Source organism: Micromonospora sp. MA102 (assembly GCF_025460765.1).
Classification (GTDB): Bacteria; Actinomycetota; Actinomycetes; order Mycobacteriales; family Micromonosporaceae; genus Micromonospora; species Micromonospora halotolerans.
This window is the reverse complement of sequence record NZ_JAMWEG010000008.1, coordinates 117,587-134,695: the sequence shown is the minus strand read 5'-3', so window position 1 is coordinate 134,695 and position 17,109 is coordinate 117,587. Positions and strand designations below refer to the sequence as shown.

11 protein-coding genes and 1 pseudogene are annotated in these 17,109 nt (G+C 72.9%); 10 read left to right on the top strand and 2 right to left on the bottom strand.

Annotated features, from left to right (window positions below; all coding sequences use genetic code 11):
• Nucleotides 1-209: 209 nt before the first annotated feature.
• Nucleotides 210-689: a methylmalonyl-CoA epimerase gene (mce, locus tag NFX44_RS17990; RefSeq protein ID WP_262284713.1), complete on the bottom strand. Its 480-nt coding sequence runs from the start codon at nucleotides 687-689 to the stop codon at nucleotides 210-212.
• A gap of 312 nt (nucleotides 690-1,001) precedes the next feature.
• Between mce and NFX44_RS17985 the strand changes: the two genes are divergently transcribed.
• The 9 genes and pseudogenes from NFX44_RS17985 to NFX44_RS17945 all read left to right on the top strand — a co-directional run.
• Nucleotides 1,002-1,334 carry a hypothetical protein gene (locus tag NFX44_RS17985; RefSeq protein ID WP_262284712.1) on the top strand — a complete coding sequence of 111 codons (333 nt, stop codon included), beginning with the start codon at nucleotides 1,002-1,004 and terminating at the stop codon, nucleotides 1,332-1,334.
• A gap of 92 nt (nucleotides 1,335-1,426) precedes the next feature.
• A complete protein-coding gene (locus NFX44_RS17980) occupies nucleotides 1,427-1,750 on the top strand; it encodes a hypothetical protein (RefSeq protein ID WP_262284711.1) in 324 nt (107 codons plus the stop codon).
• Nucleotides 1,751-1,892: 142 nt separating this feature from the next.
• The gene (locus NFX44_RS17975) at nucleotides 1,893-3,086 is read left to right on the top strand and encodes an acetyl-CoA C-acetyltransferase (RefSeq protein ID WP_262284710.1); all 1,194 of its coding nucleotides are present in this window, start codon (nucleotides 1,893-1,895) and stop codon (nucleotides 3,084-3,086) included.
• A gap of 2 nt (nucleotides 3,087-3,088) precedes the next feature.
• A complete protein-coding gene (gene meaB, locus NFX44_RS17970; RefSeq protein ID WP_262284709.1) occupies nucleotides 3,089-4,093 on the top strand; it encodes a methylmalonyl Co-A mutase-associated GTPase MeaB in 1,005 nt (334 codons plus the stop codon).
• Between the two features lie 79 nt (nucleotides 4,094-4,172).
• Complete coding sequence (locus NFX44_RS17965; RefSeq protein ID WP_262284708.1) at nucleotides 4,173-4,979, top strand: hypothetical protein; 807 nt, start codon at nucleotides 4,173-4,175, stop codon at nucleotides 4,977-4,979.
• A gap of 85 nt (nucleotides 4,980-5,064) precedes the next feature.
• Complete coding sequence (locus NFX44_RS17960; protein WP_262284707.1) at nucleotides 5,065-5,475, top strand: Asp23/Gls24 family envelope stress response protein; 411 nt, start codon at nucleotides 5,065-5,067, stop codon at nucleotides 5,473-5,475.
• Between the two features lie 95 nt (nucleotides 5,476-5,570).
• A complete protein-coding gene (locus tag NFX44_RS17955) occupies nucleotides 5,571-7,259 on the top strand; it encodes a methylmalonyl-CoA mutase (protein ID WP_262284706.1) in 1,689 nt (562 codons plus the stop codon).
• Nucleotides 7,260-7,395: 136 nt separating this feature from the next.
• The gene (locus NFX44_RS17950) at nucleotides 7,396-8,316 is read left to right on the top strand and encodes a tetratricopeptide repeat protein (RefSeq protein WP_262284705.1); all 921 of its coding nucleotides are present in this window, start codon (nucleotides 7,396-7,398) and stop codon (nucleotides 8,314-8,316) included.
• Nucleotides 8,317-8,382: 66 nt separating this feature from the next.
• Nucleotides 8,383-9,318: pseudogene (locus tag NFX44_RS17945) on the top strand (arginase family protein); the annotation flags it as partial.
• Nucleotides 9,319-9,702: 384 nt separating this feature from the next.
• Here NFX44_RS17945 and NFX44_RS17940 read toward each other — a convergent pair.
• Nucleotides 9,703-11,670, bottom strand: coding sequence for a penicillin-binding transpeptidase domain-containing protein (locus NFX44_RS17940; protein WP_262284704.1), 1,968 nt, complete (start codon nucleotides 11,668-11,670; stop codon nucleotides 9,703-9,705).
• 287 nt (nucleotides 11,671-11,957) lie between these two features.
• On the opposite strand from NFX44_RS17940, the gene NFX44_RS17935 reads away from it, so the two are divergent.
• A complete protein-coding gene (locus tag NFX44_RS17935) occupies nucleotides 11,958-17,024 on the top strand; it encodes an NAD-glutamate dehydrogenase (RefSeq protein WP_262284703.1) in 5,067 nt (1,688 codons plus the stop codon).
• Nucleotides 17,025-17,109 lie beyond the last annotated feature (85 nt).

Here is a 17,109-nt window from a genome sequence, read left to right as displayed (position 1 = left end):
TGTCGGCAATCGACACATCCGGCACCGGTCGCACTCCTGTGGGCCCGGACGTTACTGAACGGTAGCTAGGGCGGGAAGTCCTCTGTGAAAAACTGCATCCGCCGATGCGTGGAGGTGTCCGTGGGAACGTGAAACCGCGCAGTGCCGCGCGGTTTCCCAGGTAGTAGGAACGGGCTCCGGCCACCTCGGCCGGAGCCCCTCCGCGCTGCTCAGTGGCCGCCGCCGGCGGCCGGCTCGACCAGCTCGACCAGGACGCCGCCGGCGTCCTTCGGGTGCACGAAGTTGATCCGCGAGTCGGCGGTGCCCCGCTTCGGCTTCTCGTAGAGCAGCCGCACGCCGCGCTCGCGCAGCGCCGCGCAGGCCGCGTCGATGTCGGTCACCGTGTAGGCGACCTGCTGCACGCCCGGCCCGTTGCGGTCCAGGAACCTGGCGATCGTCGAGGACGGCGACAGCGGTGCGAGCAGCTGCACGCAGCCGCCCTCGGCGGTCGGCCCGACGGCCAGCATCGCCTCGCGTACGCCCTGCTCCTCGTTGGTTTCCGTGTGCACGCAGCGCATGCCGAAGGTGCGCTGGTAGAAGTCGATCGCGGCATCCAGGTCGGCCACGGCGATCCCGACGTGGTCGATGCGGCGCAGGCCGATGTCGGTGAGGGGGCCGGCAGCGGGCTCGACGGGAGAGTTCTCAGCCATGGCGCCAGTCTGACCGAACGATCGTTCGGGAGACAGTTGGACATCTCACTCCGCCCAACGGACCACGCGGGAACGTTCTCGGCGTGAACCTCGGTCGAACGGCCGACCCCGAACGGGGTCGCCCCGGCCCGCATCCTCCGTACGCCCGAGCGGCGGCCGGGCGTCGCGCCAACGTCCTGCTGGACGGGCGATGCCCCGATGACCAGGTCACGAGCAGGATTCGAACGGGCACGCACATCAGCAATGGTCGCCCCCCGGCCAGCGCTCGCGGCCTGGTCACGGGGGCCTCGACCGGACTCGGGAGCGGTCGGCATGACACTGGAGCAGTGGGCGGCGGCCGGCGTGGTGCTGGGCGCGATCCTCAGCGCGCTGACCCTGGCCGTGACAGTGAGCCGGCCGCTCCGCCGCCTGGCCCGGCAGAACGAGGAGTTCCGGCAGGACTGGTACGGGGTGCCGGCCCGACCGGGCCACGACGCCGTCCCGGGGGTGCCGGAGCGGCTGCGGCGGATCGAGGCGGAGCTGCACCCGGACGGACGCGGGACGCTGCGGAACGCGGTCAACGACGCGGAGCGCCGTCTCAAGCACGTGGAGAGCCGCCTGGACGACCACCTCCGGGCGCGGCCCGGCCGGACGTCCGGCCGATGACCTGGTCAGTGACCCGGCTCATCGATCGTTCGGCATATGCGAACCCGGACGTGCGTGGTTGATCTGCAACTTGCACACGGTGGAGAGTACGGATGGTGAGTTCACTGTCACGCCCCGTCGCCGCCATCTGGATCCCCTCCCACATCGACCCGATCGAGCCCCACCTCATGGCCTGCCTGGACCACGCGAGGCGGTGCCGCTACGGCCTCCTCGGCATCATCACCACGGCACCCTGGGACGAGGTCAGGCAGCTGATGATCGACGGAAAGGTCGACGTGGTGGTGGTCGCCGAACGGGAGCACCTCCCGCCGGACCGGACGCCCCGGATCGAGGTGGCCGCCCGGGGGGCGCGCCCGTCGCCGGCGTCGCCGAGGGGTCCGGTGCCGCCGCGCCGGCGCCGCCCGCGGCAGGACTGAACGTGGGATCAGCAATCGATGCCCATGACTGGACTGCATTGCGGACGTGCTCGGGGTCACCGTACCGTCGCTCTTCCCGGCAGATATGGTGCGTCCTAACAATCGTTAAGGCGTACAGGTCGGCACCCCCTCGGAGGCAGGCATGGCTTCGGTGATCGTCAGCGGCGCGCGGACCCCGATGGGGCGCCTGCTGGGCAACCTCAAGGACCTCCCCGCGACGAAGCTCGGCGGCGTCGCGATCAAGGCGGCGCTGGAGCGCGCCGGCGTGGCACCGGACCAGGTCCAGTACGTGATCATGGGGCAGGTGCTCCAGGCCGGCGCGGGCCAGATCCCGGCCCGCCAGGCCGCCGTCGAGGCGGGCATCCCCATGTCCACCCCGGCGCTGACCATCAACAAGGTCTGCCTCTCCGGCCTGGACGCGATCGCCCTGGCCGACCAGCTCATCCGGGCCGGCGAGTTCGACATCGTGGTCGCCGGCGGCATGGAGTCGATGACCAACGCCCCGCACCTGATGCTCGGTCAGCGGGCCGGCTACAAGTACGGCGACGTGACGATCAAGGACCACATGGCCCTGGACGGTCTCACCGACGCCTGGGACTGCTGCTCCATGGGTGAGTCCACCGAGCGGCACGGGGCGAAGCACGGCATCACCCGCGAGGAGCAGGACGCGTTCGCCGCGACCAGCCATCAGCGCGCGGCCGCCGCCCAGAAGAACGGGCACTTCGCCGACGAGATCACCCCGGTGATCATCCCGCAGCGCAAGGGCGACCCGGTGGTGATCAGCGAGGACGAGGGCATCCGCCCGGACACCACCGCCGAGTCGCTGGGCAAGCTCCGCCCCGCGTTCACCAAGGACGGCACCATCACGGCCGGCAGCTCCTCGCCGATCTCCGACGGCGCGGCCGCGGTGGTCGTCATGAGCAAGGCCAAGGCCACGGAGCTGGGGCTCACCTGGCTGGCCGAGGTCGGCGCGCACGGCAACGTGGCCGGCCCGGACAACTCGCTGCACTCGCAGCCGTCCAACGCCATCCAGCACGCCCTCAAGAAGGCCGGCCTGAGCGTCTCCGACCTCGACCTCATCGAGATCAACGAGGCCTTCGCCCAGGTCGGCATCCAGTCCGCCCGGGACCTCGGGATCAGCACCGACAAGGTGAACGTCAACGGCGGGGCCATCGCGCTCGGCCACCCGATCGGCATGTCCGGCGCCCGGCTGGTGCTCACCCTGGCGCTGGAGCTCAAGCGGCGGGGCGGCGGCACCGGCGCGGCCGCGCTCTGCGGCGGCGGCGGCCAGGGCGACGCGCTGATCATCCACGTGCCGAACGGTGCCGAGAGCTGACCGTGGGCGACAGTGTTCAGAACGTCCCGGCGGCGGCGGCCGGTTCGGTGCGCCGCAGCCGGGACGTACCCCTGCTGGTCGAGCGGGCCCGCGCGGGTGACCCCCGCGCGGTGGCCCGGCTGATCACCCTGGTCGAGTCCGGCGACGAGGTGCTGCCGCAGGTGGCGGCGGCGCTGGCCCCCTACGCCGGGCACGCCCAGGTGGTCGGCCTGACCGGCTCGCCGGGGGTGGGCAAGTCGACCACCACCAACGAACTGGTCCGGGCCCTGCGGGCGCGCGGCCACCGGGTGGGCGTGCTGGCCATCGACCCGTCGAGCCCGTTCACCGGCGGGGCGATCCTCGGTGACCGGGTCCGCATGCAGGACCACGCCACCGACCCCGGCGTCTACATCCGTTCGATGTCCAGCCGGGGTCACCTCGGCGGGCTCTCCGCGGCCACGCCCCAGGCGGTGCGGGTGCTGGAGGGCGCCGGCTGCGACGTGGTGCTGGTGGAGACCGTCGGCGTCGGCCAGGCCGAGGTGGAGGTGGCCTCGCTGGCCGACACCACGCTGGTGCTGCTCGCCCCGGGCATGGGCGACGCCATCCAGGCCGTCAAGGCCGGCATCCTGGAGATCGCCGACGTCTTCGTGGTCAACAAGGCCGACCGCGACGGCGCCGACGCCACGGTGCGTGACATCCAGGGCATGATCGCGCTGGGGGAGCGCGGGCCGGGCGAGTGGCGACCGCAGGTGGTCCGCTCCATCGCCGCCCGCGGCGAGGGCATCGACGACATCGCCGCCGCGATCGACAAGCACCGCGACTGGCTGGAGCGCCACGGAGAGCTGCGCCGCCGCCGGGAGGCGCGGGCCGCCGCCGAGATCGAGGCGATCGCGCTGGGCACCCTGCGGGACCGGATCGGCTCGCTGCGCGACGGTACGCAGCTGCCGACGCTGGCCGCCAAGGTGGCCGAGGGTGCCATCGACCCGTACGCGGCGGCCGGCGAGCTGCTGGCCCAGCTCGGCGCCTGACCCGACCCCCGGGCCGGATTGACGATCTTCCGGCCCGGGCACTGTGCCGCCGACGGGTCCGGACGGCGGGGGTGGCGGCATGGACGGGGAGCGGGGCGGGGCCGGGACGCCGGAGCCGGCCGCCTGGTCGCGCCGGCGGTCGCCGTGGGTGCTGGCGACGATGGCCCTTCTCGGCGTCCTGACGCTGCTCGTGCTGCTCTGGGCCGGGACGGGACTGTCCGACCGGGACTGGGTGCGGGTCATCGGTGGCGTCGTCCTGGCCCTGCTGCTGGGGTCCACGGTCGGCTTCCTCGCGATCAGCGGCACCCGGGGCTCCGGTGCGGCGCCACAACCGGGGTCGTGGCCGGACGGTGTCGAGGGCGTGCGGTTCGACTACTCCACCGCGACGTACTGCTGGTTCAGCCTGCTGGTGGCGGGCTGTGTCCTGGTCCTCCTCGGCGGAGGAGTGGCGGTCGGGTCCGTGTTCGGCGTGCTCATGATCGCCCTGGCGGCCCTGCTCGGCTGGTACCTGATGGTGGTGCTGTGGCGCGCCCCCGGCGGCCTGCTGGTGTCCCCCTCCGGCATCGCGCACCGCGGCCTGACCAACTTCTACTCCGTTCCGTGGCACGTCGTGCGCGGCGTCGAGGCCCGGGACCTGGGCACCTCGGCGCTCGTGGTGAAGGCCGACCCGTCGCCGCAGAGCGTGCTGCGCCGGTACACCGGCTGGTTCGACACCGGGGAGCTGCGGTACCTGCCCTTCCTGGTGGTCCGCACCTACTGGCTGGCCGCCGACCGGGAGGTGGTGCGCTCCGTACTGGCCTTCTACCTGGCCCATCCGGAGCGGCGCGGCGAGTTAGCCACCCAGGACGCGGTACGCCGGATCGCCGAGGGGCGGACCCGCGACTGACAGGTCCACTCGGGAGTCCGGCCGCCTAGTACGCTCGCACGGCCGCACGACGCGCGTGGGGCCGGACCAACCCCGGTGGGAGAGCATGGCTGACGAGACCCAGGAGCTGTCGGTGACCCCGAACGCGGTGGCGGGCGGTGCGACGCACGTCTCCGACGAGGTGGTGGAGAAGATCGCGGTGGCCGCCGCGAAGTCGGTGCCCGGGGTGGCCGAGCTGGGCGGCGACGTGGCCCGCTTCTTCAACGCCGTGCTGGACCGGGTCGGGCTGGACCAGGTCGGCGACGCCCGGCGCGGCTGCTCGGCGCACGTCACCGACGGCGCGGCCGTGGTCAACCTGGTCATCGTCATCGGCGGCGGCCGGCCGGTGCCCGAGGTGACCGAGGCGGTCCGGGCGGCCGTGACCTCGGCGGTCGAGGCGTACGGCCTGCGGGTCGACGAGATCAACATCCGGGTCGACGACGTGGCGTTGGGCGGCCCGGCCGCGCCCTCGGCCTGATCAGGTTACCGCTCGGTAGGCGCAAGCTTAGCGATCGTTCAGGCTGGCGTTCTACACTCGGTCTGCATCCCAGGACTCGAGGAGGAGCTCCGCGCATGGACGCCGACGAGATCGCCGCCGGTCGGGCCCGCTGGCAGGCCCGCTACGACGCCGCCCGCAAGCGCGACGCGGACTTCACCACGCTCTCCGGGATGACCGTCGACCCGGTCTACGGGCCGCCGGAGGGGGTGCCGTACCCGGGCTTCGAGCGGATCGGCTGGCCGGGCGAGTTCCCGTACACCCGGGGGCTCTACCCGACCGGCTACCGCGGGCGCACCTGGACCATCCGGCAGTTCGCCGGGTTCGGCAACGCCCAGCAGACCAACGAGCGCTACAAGATGATCCTCGGGGCCGGCGGCGGGGGGCTCTCCGTGGCCTTCGACATGCCGACCCTGATGGGGCGCGACTCCGACGACCCGCAGTCGCTCGGCGAGGTCGGCCACTGCGGCGTGGCCGTCGACTCGGCCGCCGACATGGAGGTGCTCTTCGGCGGCATCGACCTGGCCGGCGTGACCACCTCGATGACCATCTCCGGCCCGGCCGTCCCGGTCTTCTGCATGTACCTGGTCGCCGCCGAGCGGCAGGGCGCCGACCTGTCCACCCTGGACGGCACGCTCCAGACGGACATCTTCAAGGAGTACATCGCGCAGAAGGAGTGGCTCTTCGACCCGGAGCCGCACCTGCGCCTCATCGGCGACCTCATGGAGTACTGCGCCCGGGAGATCCCCCGGTACAAGCCGCTGTCGGTCTCCGGCTACCACATCCGCGAGGCCGGTTCCACCGCCGCGCAGGAGCTGGCGTACACCCTGGCGGACGGGTTCGGCTACGTCGAGCTGGGGCTGTCGCGCGGGCTGGACGTCAACGTCTTCGCCCCGGGCCTGAGCTTCTTCTTCGACTCGCACGTGGACTTCTTCGAGGAGATCGCCAAGTTCCGGGCCGCCCGCCGGATCTGGGCCCGCTGGCTGCGCGACGTCTACGGCGCCACCAGCGAGAAGGCCCAGTGGCTGCGCTTCCACACCCAGACCGCCGGGGTGTCGCTGACCGCCCAGCAGCCGGTCAACAACGTGGTGCGGACCGCCGTGGAGGCCCTGGCGGCCGTGCTCGGCGGCACCAACTCGCTGCACACCAACGCCCTGGACGAGACCCTGGCCCTGCCCACCGACGAGTCCGCCGAGATCGCCCTGCGCACCCAGCAGGTGCTCATGGAGGAGACCGGCGTGGTCAACGTCGCCGACCCGCTCGGCGGCTCCTGGTACGTCGAGGCGCTCACCGACAAGATCGAGGCCGAGGCGGAGGAGATCTTCGCCCGGATCCGGCAGCTCGGCGGCGAGGGCCCGCACAAGATCGGCCCGATGACCTCGGGCATCCTACGCGGCATCGAGGACGGCTGGTTCACCGGCCACATCGCCGAGTCGGCCTTCGTCTACCAGCAGGCGCTGGAGAAGGGCGACAAGCGGATCGTCGGGGTCAACTGCCACACCGGCACGGTCGCCAAGGACCTGGAGATCCTGCGCATCTCGCACGAGGTCGAGCTGGAACAGCGGCGGATGCTCGCCGAGCGCAAGGCCGGCCGTGACGACGCCGCGGTCAAGGCCGCCGTGCAGCGGATGGTCGAGGTCAGCCGGACCGGGGAGAACATGATCCCGGCCATGCTGGACGCGGTCCGGGCCGAGGCCACGCTGGGCGAGATCTGCGACGCGCTGCGGGGCGAATGGGGCGTCTACCGCGAACCCGCCCGCTTCTGAGTGCGAGGAAGGGCCCCGTCCCGGCGCCAGCCGCCGGGACGGGGCCCTTTCCCGCGTCCGAGCAGGCGTGAGAGTCGCAACTGCCGCCGTGGCGGTTGATCCGAGTTCCGCGGGCCACGTGCGAGACTAGATAACCATGAGCGACCCACGGATCACCTCGTCGATCTTCACCCGCGGCGCGGTCGACCTCAGCGCGCTGCGCGGCACCCCGGAACCCTCCCGTCCCACCGCCCCGAGCCAGGCCGGCCCCCCGGCCGGCGTGCCCGGCGGCCCCCCGGCGGGCGGCGGCGTGGCCGTCATCGACGTGACCGAGGCGACCTTCCAGTCCGAGGTGTTGGAGCGGTCGCTGACCACGCCGGTGGTCGTGGACTTCTGGGCCGAGTGGTGCGAGCCCTGCAAGCAGCTCTCGCCGGTCCTGGAGCGCCTGGCCGCCGAGGGCGAGGGCGCGTGGGTCCTCGCCCGGGTCGACGTCGACGCCAACCCGCGGCTCGCCCAGATGTTCCGGGTCCAGGGCATCCCGATGGTCTACGCGGTGGTCGGCGGGCAGCCGATCGACGCCTTCTCCGGCGTGGTGCCGGAGGCCCAGCTCCGCCAGTGGATCCAGGCCATCCTCAAGGCCGGTGGCGTGACCGTCGCCGAGCCGGAGGACCCGCGGCTCACCGAGGCCGACGACGCCCTGATGTCCGGCGATCTGGAGGCCGCCGAGGCGGCGTACCGGAAGATCCTGGCCGAGAGCCCGGCGGACGCCGCGGCCGAGGCCGGCCTGGCCCAGGTCGGGGTCGCCCGCCGGGTGGCCGGCGCCGACCCGCGCGCCGCGCTCGCCGCCGCCGAGCAGGCCCCCGACGACATCGAGGCCCAGCTCCTCGCCGCCGACATCGAGGTGCTCAGCGGCCTGGCCGAGCAGGCGTACGCCCGGCTCGTCGGCCTGGTCCGCCGGTCCGCCGGCGACGACCGGGAGAAGGTCCGCCAGCACCTGGTGTCGCTGTTCACCATCGCCGGCCCGGACGACCCCGCCGTGGCGTCCGCCCGGCGTGCCCTGGCCAGCGCCCTGTTCTGAGTTCACCGCACGTCAGCGCGGGCCGGCGTTCCGGCCGGCCCGCCCGACCACCGAGGACGGGAGCCCATGATGCGCCGGATCGCCGTCCTCGACGCGCCGACGAACCTCGGCCTGCGCCCACCCACGTCGACCTCCGTCCCGGGCTGCGGCAAGGCGCCCGGCGCGCTGCGCGACCACGGCCTGCTCGCGCGGCTGCGGGCCCGCGACGCCGGCTGCCTCACCCCGCCCCGGTACGACCCCGGTGACTGGCGCCCCGGCGACGGGGTCTGCCACGCCCCGGAGATCTCCGGCTACTCGGTGGCGCTGGCCGACCGGATCGGCGCGATCATCGACCGTGGCGAGTTCCCGCTGGTGCTCGGCGGGGACTGCTCGGTCCTGCTCGGCTCGGCGCTGGCCATGCACCGGCTCGGCGAGGCGGTCGGCGGGCGGATCGGGCTGGTCTTCGTCGACGGCCACTCCGACTTCCGGCACCCCGGCAACGCCTCCTACGTGGGCGCGGCGGCGGGGGAGGACCTGGCCCTGGTCACCGGCCGGGGCCAGGCCGACCTGGCCGCCATCGAGGGGCGGCGCCCCTACTTCCGGGACATCGACGTGGTGGTGCTCGGCATCCGGGCCCAGGACGAGTACCGGCTCGACCTCCAGGCTGCCGGCATCACCACCCGCCCGGTGCCGGCGCTGCGCGCCGAGGGTGCGGCCCGCACCGCCCAGTGGGCGCACGAGCAGCTGGCCGACTGCGCCGGCTACTGGGTGCACATCGACGTGGACGTGCTCGACCCGGCCGTGATGCCCGCGGTCGACGCGCCGGACGCGGGCGGGATCGCGTTCGCCGAGCTGGAGATCCTGCTGGCCGGCCTGGTGGACACCCCGCACTGCCTCGGCGTCGAGCTGACCGTCTTCGACCCCGACTACGACCCCGACGGGTCGTACGCCGCCGAGATCGTCAACACCGTGGTGGCCGGGCTCGCCCCGGTCGCCGCGCCGGGCGCCATGCCGCCCCGGTTGCTGCCGGCCGGCCCGGTCGCGCCGGCGCCCCGCCCCGGCAACGGCCGGCCACCGGCGCGCGACGTGCTGCCCGGCCCGGCGGCCGTCCCCGCGCCCGCGGTGGCCGTGGAACCGATCGGCCCGGCCCCGACCGAGGCCGGGGACGAACCCGCCGGCGTCAACGGCGACCGGCCGGCGCCCGACCAGGCCGCCGACCCGTCCGGCCCGGGCCTGCTGCGCCCTGCGGCGGAACCCGACGGGCCGGCCGCACCGGAGCCGGTCGGCCCGCTCGGGTCGGCCGGGCCCGGGCTGCTCCGCCGGGTGCCCAGCGGCGAGGACGAGCCCCCGACGCCGGTGGGCGACGCCGGGCCGGCGCGCCCGGGCGCGGACATCGCCTGAGCCGGCTCAGCGGCCCGTGAGGCCCCGGAGGAAGCGTTCGGCGATCGGGACGGCGCTGGTGGTGCTCGACCCGCCCTGCTCGACGAAGACCGCGAACGCGACATCGCCCTGCCAGCCGACGAACCAGGCGTGGGTGTGCGCCGGGTTGTTGTCGTACTCGGCGGTGCCGGTCTTGCCGTACACCGGCTCGCCGGGGACGTCCGCCAGCGCGCTGGCCGTGCCGCTCGTGACCACGGCGCGCATCATCGTCTTGACCGCGGCCGCCGACTCCGGCTTGAGGCCCGCGCCGGCCGGGGCGGGCTTCGCCGGTGCCGGGTCGAGCAGCAGTTTGGGCTGCTCCCAGTGGCCGCGGGCCACCGCCGCCGTGGCGCCGGCCATGGCGAGCGGGCTGACCACGGTGGTGCCCTGACCGATCGCGGCGGCGGCCTGCTCGGTGGCCGAGCCGTTGGCGGACACCTTCCCCGTGAAGACGTCGGTGCCGAGGTCCCAGGGCGCCTCCAGGCCGAGCGTGCGGCCGGCCTGTGCCAACCCGTCCGGGCCGAGCTTGGGCGCCAGCGAGGTGAAGGCGGTGTTGCAGGACTTCGCGAAGTCGGTGCTGAACGGGACGTCGCCCAGCTCGAAGTTGTCGGAGTTCTTGAACGACCGCCCGTCGACCTCGAACGTCTTCGGGCAGCGCACGGTCGCCTCCGGGGTGACCGCGCCCCGGTCCAGCAGGCCCAGGGCGCTGACCATCTTGAAGGTCGAGCCGGGCGGCACCTGGGCGGTGAAGGCGAGGTTCTCGCCGGCCGCCCCGGGGCCGTTGGCGGCGGCCAGCACGGCGCCGTCGCTGATCCGCACGGCCACCAGGGCGGAACGACGGGCCTGGCCGCGCAGCGCCGCGTCGGCGGCGTTCTCGGTGGCCACGTCGAGGGTGGTCTTCAGCGGCTGGCCGGCCCGGGGCTCGCTGCGGAACGCCTCGACCCCGCTGGGCGCGGTGGTGCCGTCCGGGGCGGCGCGCTCGGTGATCACCGTGATCCCGGGGGTGCCGCGCAGGCGGTCGTCGTAGCGGCCCTGGAGGCCGCCGTGGCCGACCAGGTCGCCCCGGACGTACTTGTCGGGGTGGGCCTTGAGGTCGTCGGCCTGGGCCGGGTCGACCGAGCCGAGCAGGGCCCGGGCGAACTCCCGCGTCGGCGCCAGGAAGAGCTTGTCGGACTGGAACTGGGTGCCGGGCAGGTCGTAGATCCGGGGCTTGATCTGCCGGTACGCCTCGTCGCGCAGGGTCACCACCTCGACGAGCGCCCCCCGCTCCGCCTCGCTGAGGCGTTTCGGCAGGTCGGACACGTCGACCGGCGGGGTGAGCGCGGGCCGGACCGCCTTGAACGCGGCGTCGAGCTGCCGGGCCAGGGCCTTGGCGTCCTTGACCCCGGCGGGGTTCACCTGCACCCGGACCACCGGGCGGGGCGCGACGAGCGGGGCGCCGGCGCCGTCCAGCACGGCGGCCCGGGGCGCGGCCTCCCGGCGCAGCGCGAGCCGGTCGCCGGACTCCAGCTTCTCGTGCACGACGGTCGGCTCCCAGATGACCTGCCACTGGTCGTCGGAGCCGTGCCGGAGGCGTACCGGGTTCTCGTAGGTCCAGGTGGTGGCACCGGGCAGCGTCCAGGTGAGCCGGACCCGCGCGGTGGCGATGTCGCCCTCGATCTTCACCTCGCCGGTGCGCTTGAGCTGCGGCGGGCTGTCGACCAGCTCGCCGGCGAGCGATCGGAGCTCCTTGGTCACCTCGGCCGCGGGCACCTTGGCGCCGGTCGGGTCGATGAAGCCGACCGCCTGGAGGTCGCCGGAGCGCCACCCCTTCAGAAAGGCGTCGACGCTGCGCTCCGGGCCGTCCTCCCCCGAGCACCCGGTCAGCGCTCCCGCGGCCAGCACGGTGGCGGCCAGCGCCGCGAGGACCCGGCGGGGAGGGGAGAGGCGGCGGTGGACGGGGTACGACAGGAGCATGAAGCGGTCCCTCCGGTTTGAAACTGCCCTGCACGCTAGTACGACGCGCGGCTCCCCACCGTCCCGGCATGGCCTTTGCGCAGGCAAAGAGTGCCGTGTGGCAGTGTGATGAACATCGCCAGTCCGGGTACTCCGCGACCGGCCGACCACGGACCCGCAACGGGTGAAAGGACAGAGTCCCGATCCGGACGTCCGGCCAGTGGTCCGCCGACGAAGGGGCACAGCGGCAGGCCTAGGCTGGGCGGCAGAGTGACCCACAACGCGGTGGGTCGAGGGGAGTGGCACCGATGGACCGGCGTCCGGCGATCAAACCGGGACCCGACCTCCGGCAGGCTGACACCAGCCGGGACGATGACAGCTTCGATTCGGCGACCGACGGGGACGGTTTCAGCCGTCTCGACACAGGAGCGACCGGGATGACCGGTTCCAGCATCGACACCCTCTACGACCTGGGCCTGCCCGCGCAGGCACTGGGTGACGAGTCCGAGGATGCCGAGCTGGACGAGCCGGTACCCAACGCGGAGCGCCTGGTCGCCCAGGCGGTCGCGCTGGCCGGTGACGACCACGGCGCGGCCACCCTGGTGGGCCGCTTCTGGCGGTTCGCGCCCGACGAGGAGCTGATCGGCTTCACCGCCGAGGAGATGCTCGACGCGGCCCGGGCCCACCGGGACCTCGCCCAGCAGCGGGTGCCGGGCGAGCTGAAGCTGCGCATCCACGAGCCCGACGCCGAGCAGCACCACACGGTTGTCGAGATCGTCACCGACGACATGCCGTTCCTGGTCGACTCGGTGACCGCGCTGCTGAACTCGCACCACCTCGACGTGCACCTGCTCGTGCACCCGCTGGTGGTGGTCCGCCGGGAGCCGCTGGGCCGGCTGACCGAGGTCTCCGCGGACGTGGAGCCGGACGACGCGATCGCCGGTGACCTGGTCGAGAGCTGGATGCGGATCGAGATCGACCCGGTCCGCGACGCGGCCGAGCGGGAGAAGCTGCGCCGGGAGCTGCAGCGGGTGCTCACCGACGTGCGGGAGGCCGTCGAGGACTGGCCGAAGATGCGGCAGCGGGCCCTGGCCCTGGCCGACGAGCTGGCCTCGGCCCGCACCTCGGACAACCGCCCGCCGGTGCCGGAGAAGGACATCACCGACTCGGTGGAGCTGCTGCGCTGGCTGGCGCACGACCACTTCACCTTCCTCGGCTACCGGGAGTACCGGCTGGTCGACACCGACGGCGCGGACGGCGGCCAGGCCCTGGAGGCGGTCCTGGGCACCGGGCTGGGCATCCTGCGGTCCGACTCGCCCGAGGCCCGGTCGCTGAACTCGATGACGCCCGAGGCGCACGAGAAGGTGCTGGAGAAGCGCCTGCTCATCATCACCAAGGCCAACTCGCGGGCCACCGTGCACCGCTCGGCCTACCTCGACTACATCGGCTTCAAGATCTTCAACGAGGCCGGCGAGGTGGTCGGGGAGCGGCGCTTCCTGGGCCTGTTCTCCACGGCGGCCTACCGGACCAGCGTGCAGGAGCTGCCGGTGGTCCGGCGGAAGGTCGCCGAGGTGCTGGACCGCTCGGGCCTGAGCCTGCGCAGCCACTCCGGCAAGGACCTGCTGCAGATCCTGGAGACGTACCCGCGCGACGAGCTGTTCCAGATCAAGACCGACGACCTCTACCACGCGGTGATCGGTGTGCTCCGCATGGCCGGCCGCCGGCAGCTGCGGGTGTTCCTGCGCCGGGACGGCTACGGACGGTTCATCTCCTGCCTGATCTACCTGCCCCGGGACCGGTTCACCACCCAGAACCGGCTGCGCATGCAGGACATCCTGCTGCGCGAGCTGAACGGCGTCGGGGTCGACTACACCACCCGGGTGACCGAGTCGATGCTGGCCCGGGTGCACTTCATCGTCCGGACCGACCCGAACAACCCGCCCGGCGAGATCGACGCCGACCTGCTCGCCGAGGAGCTGGCCGACGCGACCCGCCTGTGGGACGACGACTACCGGCTGGTGCTGGAGCGCAAGCTCGGCGACGAGCAGGCCAAGCACCTGTTCAGCCGGTACGCCGACGCGTTCCCGGAGGGCTACAAGGACGGGCACACCCCGTACGAGGCCATGAAGGACCTGGCCAAGCTGGAGCTGCTCGAGGAGCCGGGCCAGCTGGAGATGCACCTGTTCCGCAAGCAGCTCGCCGGGCGCACCAACGGCGCCGGCCGGCCCGTCGAGGTCGACGAGACCATGGACGTCCGGTTCAAGGTCTACCGGTACGGCGAGCCGATGATGCTCTCCGCCGTGCTGCCGGTGCTGCACTCGCTCGGCGTCCGGGTGGTCGACGAGCACCCGTACGAGGTGGAGCGCGTCGACGGCCGGATCTGGCTCTACGACTTCGGGCTGCAACTGCCGGAGGCGCACCAGGAGCTGGCCGAGGTCCGCCCGCACGTCGAGAACGCCTTCGCCGCCGCCTGGCGGGGCGAGGCCGAGGTGGACGGCTTCAACGAGCTGGTGCTCCGGGCCGGGCTCACCTGGCGGCAGGTCGTGGTGCTCCGGGCGTACGCGAAGTACCTGCGACAGGCCGGCGCCGTGTTCTCGCAGGAGTACATGGAGCAGACCTTCATCGCGTACCCGAAGATCGCCACCCTGCTGGTGGACCTCTTCGAGACCCGGTTCGCCCCGGGGGCGTCCACCCTGGACGAGCGCCGCGAGCGCGGCGGCGAGCTGGTCACCGCGATCGGTGAGGCGCTGGACGACGTGGCCAGCCTCGACCAGGACCGGATCCTGCGGTCGTTCCTGACGTTGATCCAGGCCACCCTGCGCACCAGCTTCTACCAGCGGCCGGTCGGCGGGCGGCCCAAGTCGTACGTCGCGTTCAAGCTGGACCCGCAGGCGATCCCGGAGCTGCCGGCACCGCGGCCCAAGTTCGAGATCTTCGTCTACTCGCCCCGGTTCGAGGGCGTGCACCTGCGGTTCGGGCCGGTGGCCCGGGGCGGCCTGCGCTGGTCCGACCGGCGCGAGGACTTCCGCACCGAGGTGCTCGGCCTGGTCAAGGCGCAGATGGTGAAGAACGCCGTGATCGTGCCGGTGGGCGCCAAGGGCGGCTTCGTGCTCAAGCAGAAGCCGGGCGACCGGGACGAGGCGGTGGCCTGCTACAAGGAATTCGTCGGCGCGCTGCTCGACGTCACCGACAACATCTCCAGCGGCCGGATCGTGCCGCCGGAGGACGTGGTCCGGCACGACGCCGACGACCCGTACCTGGTGGTGGCGGCGGACAAGGGCACGGCGACGTTCTCCGACATCGCCAACGAGATCTCCGCCGCGCACAACTTCTGGCTGGGCGACGCGTTCGCCTCCGGCGGTTCGGCCGGCTACGACCACAAGAAGATGGGCATCACGGCCCGGGGCGCCTGGGAGTCGGTGAAGCGGCACTTCCGGGAGCTGGGGCACGACACCCAGACCCAGGACTTCACGGTGGTCGGCGTCGGCGACATGTCCGGCGACGTGTTCGGCAACGGGATGCTGCTGTCGAAGCACATCCGGCTGGTGGCCGCCTTCGACCACCGGCACATCTTCCTGGACCCGGATCCGGACGCGGCCACCTCGTGGGACGAGCGGAAGCGGCTGTTCGACCTGCCCCGGTCGTCCTGGGAGGACTACAACGCCGAGCTGATCTCGGCGGGCGGCGGGATCTACCCGCGTACCGCCAAGTCGGTGCCGGTCTCGCCGCAGGTGCGCGCGGTGCTCGGCCTCGACGAGGACGTCACGCAGCTCAGCCCTCAGGAGCTGATGAAGGCGATCCTCACCGCGCCGGTGGACCTGTTCTGGAACGGCGGCATCGGCACCTATGTGAAGGCGTCGACGCAGACCAACGCCGAGGTCGGCGACAAGTCCAACGACGCCATCCGGGTGGACGGCAAGGGCCTGCGCTGCCGGGTGGTCGGTGAGGGCGGCAACCTGGGCTTCACCCAGCACGGCCGGATCGAGTACGCGGCGGCCGGCGGCCGGATCTACACCGACTTCATCGACAACGCGGCCGGGGTGGACTGCTCCGACCACGAGGTGAACATCAAGATCCTGCTCAACACTGCGGTCGCCGACGGCGTGCTCGACACGCCGCACCGCGACGAGCTGCTGGCGCAGATGACCGACGAGGTCGCCGACCTGGTGCTGCGGGACAACTACGACCAGGCCCGGGCGCTGAACAACGCCCAGGCCCAGGCCGCCTCGCTGCTCCCGGTGCACCGCCGGATGATCAACGAGCTGGAGCGGGCCGGTCAGCTGGACCGGGCGCTGGAGGCGCTGCCGCCGGACGAGGAACTGGCGGTGCGCGGCGAGACCGGGCTGACCGCGCCGGAGTTCGCGGTGCTGCTGGCGTACGTGAAGATCGTGCTGGAGCGGGAGATCGTCGCCGAGGGGCTGGCGGACGAGGAGTGGACGACCGACGTCCTGGTCAACTACTTCCCGACCCCGCTGCGGGAGCGGTTCGCCGACCGGATGGGCCAGCACCGGCTGCGCCGGGACATCGTCACCACGGTCCTGGTCAACGAGGCGATCAACCGGGGCGGCATCACGTTCCTCTTCCGGGTGGTCGAGGAGACGGCTGCGTCGGCGGCGGACGTGCTGCGGGCGTACGTGGTGGTCCGTGAGGTGTTCGGGCTGCGCGAACTGTGGGACGCGGTCGAGGCGCTGGACAACAAGGTCTCACCCGACCTGCAGACCAGCGTCTACCTGGACACCCGGCGGCTGCTCGACCGCGCGGTGCGCTGGCTGGTCACCAACCGGCGCTCGCCGATCGACGTACCGGGGGAGATCGCCCGCCTGCGCGACGGGGTGGCCCGGCTGCTGCCGGGGCTGGAGAACCTCTTCTACGGCACCGAGCGGGAGGCGATCGCCGCCCACATCGACTCGCTGATCGGCAAGGGGCTGCCCCGCGACCTGGCCGAGCAGGCGACCCGGCTGATGTACAGCTTCGGCCTGCTCGACGTGGTGGAGACCGCCCAGTCGACCGGGCGGGACGTGGGCGAGGTGGCCTCGGTCTACTTCGTCCTCTCCGACCGGTTCCGGGTGGACGCCCTGCTGTCGAAGATCTCCCTGCTGCCGCGGGAGGACCGCTGGCAGACCCTGGCCCGGATGGCGCTGCGCTACGACCTGTACGCCGCGCTGGCCGCGCTCACCGCGGAGGTCCTCGGTTCCACTTCGGACAGCCTCCCGCCGGTCGAGCGGGTGCAGGAGTGGGAGCAGGCGAACGCCACCTCGATCCACCGGGCGCACCGGGCGATGGGGGAGTTCGACGAGTCCCGCGCCGACCTGTCCGCCCTGTCGGTGCTGCTACGGCAGATCCGCACCCTGGTGCGGACCTCAGCCGCGGCCTGACGCGGTACGCACGCCGGACGCGGCCCGGTGGTCGGGTGACCGACCGCCGGGCCGCGCCCGTTTCGCGGCGCCCACCCGGCCAAGT

What these genes read in the sequence shown, in the direction of transcription:
- NFX44_RS17940 (WP_262284704.1), bottom strand. Translation starts at nt 11,670, where the DNA reads ATGCTCCTGTCGTACCCCGTCCACCGCCGCCTCTCCCCTCCCCGCCGG.
- NFX44_RS17965 (WP_262284708.1), top strand. Translation starts at nt 4,173, where the DNA reads ATGGACGGGGAGCGGGGCGGGGCCGGGACGCCGGAGCCGGCCGCCTGG.
- NFX44_RS17955 (WP_262284706.1), top strand. Translation starts at nt 5,571, where the DNA reads ATGGACGCCGACGAGATCGCCGCCGGTCGGGCCCGCTGGCAGGCCCGC.
- NFX44_RS17935 (WP_262284703.1), top strand. Translation starts at nt 11,958, where the DNA reads ATGGACCGGCGTCCGGCGATCAAACCGGGACCCGACCTCCGGCAGGCT.
- NFX44_RS17975 (WP_262284710.1), top strand. Translation starts at nt 1,893, where the DNA reads ATGGCTTCGGTGATCGTCAGCGGCGCGCGGACCCCGATGGGGCGCCTG.
- NFX44_RS17980 (WP_262284711.1), top strand. Translation starts at nt 1,427, where the DNA reads ATGGTGAGTTCACTGTCACGCCCCGTCGCCGCCATCTGGATCCCCTCC.
- mce (WP_262284713.1), bottom strand. Translation starts at nt 689, where the DNA reads ATGGCTGAGAACTCTCCCGTCGAGCCCGCTGCCGGCCCCCTCACCGAC.
- NFX44_RS17950 (WP_262284705.1), top strand. Translation starts at nt 7,396, where the DNA reads ATGAGCGACCCACGGATCACCTCGTCGATCTTCACCCGCGGCGCGGTC.
- NFX44_RS17985 (WP_262284712.1), top strand. Translation starts at nt 1,002, where the DNA reads ATGACACTGGAGCAGTGGGCGGCGGCCGGCGTGGTGCTGGGCGCGATC.
- NFX44_RS17960 (WP_262284707.1), top strand. Translation starts at nt 5,065, where the DNA reads ATGGCTGACGAGACCCAGGAGCTGTCGGTGACCCCGAACGCGGTGGCG.